The sequence below is a fragment of the Paucibacter soli genome, from assembly GCF_037482845.1.
GTDB lineage: Bacteria > Pseudomonadota > Gammaproteobacteria > Burkholderiales > Burkholderiaceae_C > Paucibacter_B > Paucibacter_B soli.
This window is the reverse complement of the sequence record NZ_JBBHJW010000018.1, coordinates 1-7419: the sequence shown is the minus strand read 5'-3', so window position 1 is coordinate 7419 and position 7419 is coordinate 1. Positions and strand designations below refer to the sequence as shown.

3 protein-coding genes and 1 pseudogene are annotated in these 7419 nt (G+C 65.7%); all 4 read left to right on the top strand.

What is annotated here, in order from left to right:
- A pseudogene (locus WG898_RS24890) lies at window positions 1-121 on the top strand (amino acid ABC transporter ATP-binding protein); the annotation flags it as partial.
- Window positions 122-133: 12 nt separating this feature from the next.
- On the top strand, window positions 134-1936 hold the full coding sequence (locus tag WG898_RS24885; RefSeq protein WP_339605476.1) for a sensor histidine kinase: 1803 nt from the start codon (window positions 134-136) through the stop codon (window positions 1934-1936).
- Window positions 1905-3260, top strand: a complete 1356-nt coding sequence (locus WG898_RS24880) for a sigma-54-dependent transcriptional regulator (RefSeq protein WP_339605475.1) — start codon at window positions 1905-1907, stop codon at window positions 3258-3260. Before WG898_RS24885 ends, WG898_RS24880 begins: the two co-directional genes overlap by 32 nt.
- Window positions 3261-3757: 497 nt before the next feature.
- On the top strand, window positions 3758-7419 hold a 3662-nt coding region (locus tag WG898_RS24875), incomplete at its 3' end, for a DUF6531 domain-containing protein (protein ID WP_339605474.1).

Here is a 7419-nt window from a genome sequence, read left to right as displayed (position 1 = left end):
CGTGATCTTCATGGACGCTGGCAGAATCGTCGAGGACTGCACGCGCGACGAGTTCTTCGGCCAGCCCGATGCGCGCTCGCCGCGCGCCAAGGACTTCCTGGCCAAGATCCTCAACCATTGAATGAATGAATGAATGAAGCCGCGCCGCCCATCCTGGCAAGGCCTGACCCTGGCCTTGCTCGCGCTGGTCGCGGTGCTCGGCGCCGGCTGGCTGGCGTTTGACGCCAGCGAGCGCCAGGGCAGCGAGGCGCTGCGGCGCGAGGCGAATCACCAGCTGGAGCTGTTTGCCGCCGCGGTCGAGGGCGTGATCCAGCGCCACGAGGCTACGCCCGCCACCGTGCAGCTGAGCCCCGAGGTGCTGGCCCTGCTGCGCGAGCCGCAGTCGGCGGCGCGCCAGGCCGCCGCCGATCTCTATGTGCGCCGCCTCAACGCGCACCTGGGCAGCCTGAGCGTGTTCGTGCTCAACGAGCGCGGCCTGGTGCTGGCCAGCAGCGATGCCGGCATGCAGGGCGAGGACCTGGCCTTCCGGCCCTTCTTCCTGGAAGCCCTGTCGGGCCGCGTGGGCCGGCATTTCGCCATCGACGCGCGCGACGGCCGCCCCGGCTACTTCGTCTCGCACCCCATCCACGATGGCGCGCGCGTGGCCGGCGTGGCCGCCATCAAGATCAGCCTGGAGCCCATCAACGCGGCCTGGGACACGCTGGGCTCGCCGGCCCTGCTGGCGGATTCCAACCAGGTGGTGATTCTTTCCTCCGAGCCGGCCTGGCGCTACACCCGCCTGGCCGAGCCCAGCCTGGAGCAGCGCATCGACCTGCAGCTCGCGCGCCTGTATGCGGGCCAGAGTCTGCCGCGCTTCCCGCTGCGCGTGGACCTGCGCATCGACGAGGACAGCCAGGTGCTGGAGGGCGTGTTGCCGCATGGCCTGCGCCAGGGCGAGGGCATGGCCGGCGCCGGCCGACCCATGCTGGTGCTGGGACGCACGCTCAGCGGCATGGACTGGCGCCTGCTGATGTTCAGCGATCTCGCGCCCGTGCGCCAGCGCGCCCTCGGCATGGGGTTGCTGGGCGGCCTGGGGGTGGGCAGCGTGCTGCTGCTGGGCCTGATCCTGCAGCAGCGCCGCCGCCTGCAGCGCCAGCAGGTGCTCGCCGAGGCGAACCGGCGCCTGCAGCGCGAGGTGGCCGAACGCCAGCAGGCCGAGGCCACCCTGCGCCAGGCCCAGGACGAGCTGGTGCACGCCGGCAAGATGGCGGCGCTGGGCCAGCTGGCCACCGGCATCACCCATGAGCTGACCCAGCCGCTGGGGGCGATACGCACCCTGGCCGGCAATGCGCTGGAATTCATGCGGCGCGAGGACCTCGCCACGGTGCAGGGCAATCTGGAGATCCTCACCCGGCTGGCCGATCAGATGGGCCAGATCATCCAGCCGCTCAAGGGCTTTGCGCGCAAGAGCCGCGCGCAGCCGGTGCGCTGCGACGTCGGCCAGGCGCTGGCCAATGCGCTGTTTCTCTACGACCAGCGGCTGCGCCAGCAGCAGGTGGCGCTGCAGCGCGAGCTGGAGCCCGGCCAGCTATGGGCCTGGTTCGACCCAAACCGCCTTGAGCAGGTGCTGGTCAATCTGATCGGCAATGCCCTCGACGCCATGCAGGGCCGCGAGGAGCGACGCCTCTGGCTGACGGCCGGCAGCAGCGCCGAGGGCGTGTGGATCGCGGTGCGTGACAATGGCCCCGGCCTCGACGAGGCCACGCTGGGCCGCTTGTTCGAACCCTTTTTCACCACCAAGGCGGCGGGCGTGGGCCTGGGCCTGGGGCTGGCGATCTCGCGCGACATCGCCCGCGAGGGCGGTGGCGAACTGGAGGCCAGCAACCATCCCGATGGTGGCGCCATCTTCCGCTTGACACTTCCACATGAGCCTCGAACTCTCCGTCCTGCTGATTGAAGACGACCTGCATATGCAGCTGGGCTGCGTGCAGGCGCTGCAGCTGGCCGGCCTGCGCGTGCAGGCGCTGGGCTCGGTGGAGCAGGCGCGGCCCCTGCTGGCCGCCGGCTTTGCCGGCGTGGTGGTGACCGATATGCGCCTGCCCGGCGCCGATGGCCTGGCGCTGCTGCGCCATTGCCGCGAGCTCGATGCCGAGCTGCCCGTCATCATGATCACCGGCCATGGCGATGTGAGCCTGGCGGTGGAGGCGATGCGCAGCGGCGCCTACGACTTCATTCCCAAGCCCTTCTCGCCCGAGCATCTGGTGGAGGTGGTGCGGCGCGCGCTGGAGAAGCGGCGCCTGACGCTGGAAGTGCTCAGCCTGCGCCAGGCGCTGGCGCTGCGCGAGGGCGTGGCGGGCAAGCTGGTGGGGCGCTCGCCGCAGATCGAGGCGGTGCGCCAGCTGGTCGCGCGCGTGGCCCCGTCGGCGGTGGACGTACTGATACGCGGCGAGACCGGCAGCGGCAAGGAGTTGGTGGCCCAGGCCCTGCACGAGCTCTCGGGCCGGCGCCAGGCGCCCCTGGTGGCGCTGAACTGCGGCGGCCTGCCCGAAAGCCTGCTCGACAGCGAACTGTTCGGCCATGAGCCCGGCGCCTTCACCGGCGCGCAGAAACGTCGCATCGGCAAGATCGAGCATGCCAACGGCGGCACGCTTTTCCTTGACGAGGTCGAGAGCATGCCGATGGGCGTGCAGATCAAGCTTCTGCGCGTGCTGCAGGAGCGCCAGATCGAACGCCTGGGTTCCAACCAGCGCATCCCGGTGGACTGCCGCGTGGTGGCGGCCAGCAAGGACGATTTGCTGCAGCGCGCCCAGCAGGGCAGCTTCCGCAGCGACCTCTACTACCGGCTCAAGGTGGTCAGCATCGATCTGCCGCCGCTGCGCGAGCGGCGCGAGGACATCCCGCTGCTGCTGGAGCATTTCATGCTGCTGGCGGCCAGCCGCTACGGCCTGGCCGTGCCCGCCGTCAGCGCGGCCCAGCTGCGCCTGCTGATGGCCCATGGCTGGCCCGGCAATGTGCGCGAGCTGCGCAATGTGGCCGACTGCCTGGTGCTGGGCGTGCGCAGCGATGTGCTGGCCGAGCTGCCCGGGGAGGCCGCGGCGGCGCCCGCCAGCGCGCTCTCGCTGGCCGAAACGGTGGAGGACTTCGAGCGCAGCCTGATACGCGAGGAGCTGCGTCGCCAGGGCGGCAATATCGCGCGCAGCGCCCAGGCCCTGCGTACGCCCAAGACCACGCTCAGCGACAAGATCCGCAAATACGGGCTGCTGGGCGCGGGCGAAGCGTAAAAAGTCGCATGGTGAGTCCTTCCTCAACACGCAGGGCGGCGCGGGAAAGCACCTACTGGATTCTTATAAATAACCTCCAAACTAAGCGCCTCGCTCAGAACAAAAGTCAGAAGAACTGAGCAATAGGGAGGATCAATATGTTCAAGTGCCACCGTCGCTGCGCGGCCTGTTCCCGCGCGCACGACTCTTTGCTGCCGTGGGCCCAGAGTCAAGGCAGCCCATAGAGCGACAACGCGCACCAGGCTCACCGTGCATGGTGCAGAGACACCGGTGGGTAGCCTCAATCTATCACTATGAATGCGCCGTCAATGGCGGCCGGATCGGCGGCGAGCCCATCGACGGTGTGCGGTATAGCGTCCACGTTTTCTTAGCGGGAGCGATCCAATCATCATGAGCGTGTGGTAGGTTTTGTTGATTTGTGGACGCGTATATGGATGGTTAGTTGCGCGCTCATGATTGGTTCATTGCGAGGTTGAATGCATGGGGTTTGGCGCCTCATGAATGAGGAGATGTCTATTCGATCTTTAGGAAATGACTTGCGTCGAGTGCGCTGTATTTCTGGCGTCTTGCTGCTCATGTCGGCGCTGGCTGTCCATGCTGGCGTTGGTCCAACGCTGCCCCAAAAAGCGGACAGCTTGCAGGAAGTTCTTTCCCAAGCGCTGGTCGAAAAGCTTGAAAGAACGGAAGTGCCCGGCCAAAGCATCCGGAACGAAGGGCAGATCATCGCAGCACAGAATGCTGCCGCGCCGGTCTATATACCCAGGATTGGCGAGGGCAACTCGGGTTTTGCCCCGGGTGCAGGTGTGAAACAGCCCAAGACAGAAGGCGATTCCGACCCTGACCGTTGTGCCACGACCAACAAGCCGGTGGCCATCGCCTCCGGTGAGAAATGGCTCACCGAACCCGATTTCAAAGCCGTCGGTCTGTCGGGCATCTCGCTCACCCGAACCTACCGCAGCCAGTACGGCACGGGCACCTTGTTCGGCCCGCGCTGGCAGTCCAGCCTGGACTTCAAGCCCCTGGCGGTCACGCGCCCGACATGCAGTCCCAACCAGTCATGTGTGCCCACAGCGGTCACTATCGAACTCAGCGATGGCGCGCGCACGACCTATCGCCCCAACGGGACCGCAGCCTTCAACCGGGCTGCTGCGGAGCAGGTCCAGCGCCTTGTCGCACTGCAGTTCCCGGCCGATCAACGCATGTCCCTAAGTGCCGGTGAAGAGCCCGTGGTCTTCGCCGAAGACAAAGCTGCGCCCTTGGCCTATGTCACTTACCAGCCCGTTTCAAAGATATGGATCCTGGTTCGCAATGGTCGGTCCTACCGCTACTCGGCCACAGGCCTGCTGACAAACATCGCAGCCGGCCCGGCTTCTGCCACGCTGACCTACTCGACGACAAATCCGACGCAGTTGACCAAGATCACCAACGCCGTCGGCCAGAGCGTCAACTTCGGCTGGAACGGCACACGCGTCAGCACCGTTACCGACCCGTCCGGACAAGTTTGGAGCTATGGCTACAACCCCTCGGGCGTACTCACCACGGTCACCGCGCCCGGTGTAGGCGCTCCGACGCGGACCTATCACTATGAGGACGCGGTCAACGGCGGGCGGCTCACCGGCAAGTCCATCAACGGCGTGCGCTACAGCACCTACCTTTACTATCCCGATGGTCGCGTCAAAGAGAGTGGCCTGGCCGGTGGCGAAGCGCGCGACACCTTTGTATACGGCGCCACCAGCACCACGGTGACGGACCAGGCCGGCCAATCCACGACCTACGAGTTCGTCACCCTGGGCGGTACCAAGAAACTCACGTCGACGTCGCGTGCCGGCACCACCAGTTGCGCGGCCGCCCTGGCCAGTGTGAGCTATGACGGACTCGGTTATGTGGACAAGACGGTTGATTGGCGTGGCATCGTCACCGACCTGCAGTACGACTCCAGTGGTCGACTGACTGAATCCACTACTGCCCAGGGCACGGCCGCAGCCTTGAAGACGAGCCACAGCTGGACCGGCGAGAACCTCAGCGAAAGCGTCTACAAGACCTCAAGCGGCGTGGCGTACGCCAAGATCGCCTACACCTACACCTGGGACAACCGGCCGGCCAGCATCACCGTCACCGACCTAGCTACCGGCCAGCAGCGCCAGACCCTTTACGCCTACACCTTCCACGCCAACAACTCCAACCTGCTAGCCAGCAAGACCATCACCAGGGTCGTGCCCGGTGGCAACAACATCGTCGACAGCACGCTTGCCTACGATGCGCTTGGCAACCTCACCAGCGCCACCAATGCATTGGGGCAGCAAATGAGCTACAGCGGCTACAACGGCCTGGGCCTGCCGGGGCGCGTCGTGGATGCCAACGGTCAGGCCACTGACCTGGCCTACAACGTCCGAGGCGAACTGCTGAGCGCGATCCGGCGCTTACCCACAGGCGACCGTACGACCAGCTTCAGCTACCACGCCAACGGCCAGGTCGAAACCGTCACCCATCCGGACGGTCGTGTCGAGCGCCGCAAATTCAACGCCGCGACGCGTGTCACCGAACTGGGTAACGGACTGAGCGAATTCGTCAAACTTGACCTCGACATCGCCAGCAACACCGTCAGCATTCATTCCGACCGCCGCACGCCTTCACTCAGCGGCAGCACGCCCGTGGCAAATGCGGCCGGCGAGTTCCTCGGCCGGACGGTGCGTGACAGTCTGGGCCGTCCGTGGAAGCGCGTCGGCAACAACGGCCAACTGCTCACCTACGGCTACGACGTCAACGGCAATTTGGAATCCATTGCGGATGCAGCCGGTCACACCACGCGCTACACCTACGACGAGCAAGATCGCATCACACTGGTCACGGCTCCCGATGGTGGCAGCACCCGCTATCACTACGGCGCGCAGGGCCAGTTGGACTATGTGGATGACCCGCGTAATCTGCGCACCAGCTACACCTACAACGGTTTCGGCGACACACTCAGCCAGACCAGCCCTGACGCCGGCCTCACCAGCTACACCGTCGATGCCTGGGGCCGTCGGGAAACCGAAACCCGTGCCAATGGCCTCGTGATCAGCTACACCTGGGACAAGCTCGGCCGCATGTTGACGCGTACCAGCAGCGGCCAGACCGAGACTTTTGGCTACGACGCCGGCCCTAACGGTATCGGCCGAATGACCAGCCTGACGGACGGCTCGGGCAGCAGCAGCTACAGCTACAACGCCGCCGGCCAACTGGTGCAGCAGGTCAACACCATCAGCGGCCAGAGCTACACCACCGGTTGGACCTTCGACGCTCTGGGGCGCATCATCGGCATGAGCAACCCAAGCGGCCTGAGTGTGAGCTACGGCTATGGCAGCTATGGCCGCCTCGCCAGTGTCAGCGCCTCGGTCAACGGGCAAGCCAGCTTCACCGTGGCGGACAGCTTTCTTTACCAACCCGCCACGGATCGACCCTATGCCTGGCGGCTGGGCAATGGCCTGGCGCGCCTGATCACTTTGGATAGCGATGGCCGCATCACTCAGCTGGCAAGCCCCGGCATTCATAGCCTGAGCTACAGCTGGGCCAACAATGACACCATCAGCCAGCTGAGCGACAACCAGTTCCCGGCCCTGACGGCCACGCTGGCCTACGATCCGAACGACCGCGTCAAGACCGTCAACCGCAGCGGCGACGGACAGGGCTTTGGCTGGGACGCCCTGGGCAACCGCACCAGCAGCGATCGGGCGGGTGCTGTCCTGAGCTACAACATGGAAGCGAGCAGCAACCGGCTGAGCAGCATTGGCGGCGGGCAGTCGCGCAGCTTTGGCTATGACGCTGTAGGCAATCTGAGCAGCGAAACGCGTTGGGACGGTTCGCGCGCTTACGGATACGACGGCTTCAACCGGCTCAACAGCGTCAGCGTCAACGGCAGCCAAGCAGGCAGCTACCTCAGCAATGGCTTCAACCAGCGTGCGCTGAAGACCAGCGCGGGCACCAGTACGCGCTATGTGTACGGGCCAGGAGGACAGTTGATCCATGAAGCCGGCAGCACCGCGACCAACTACCTCTGGCTGGGTGGCGAACTGCTGGGCATTGCCAGGAACGGGCAGTTCTACTATGCGCACGGCGATCATCTGGGGCGACCTGAGCTGCTGACCAATGGCGCGGGCGCTGCAGTCTGGCGGGCCGAAAA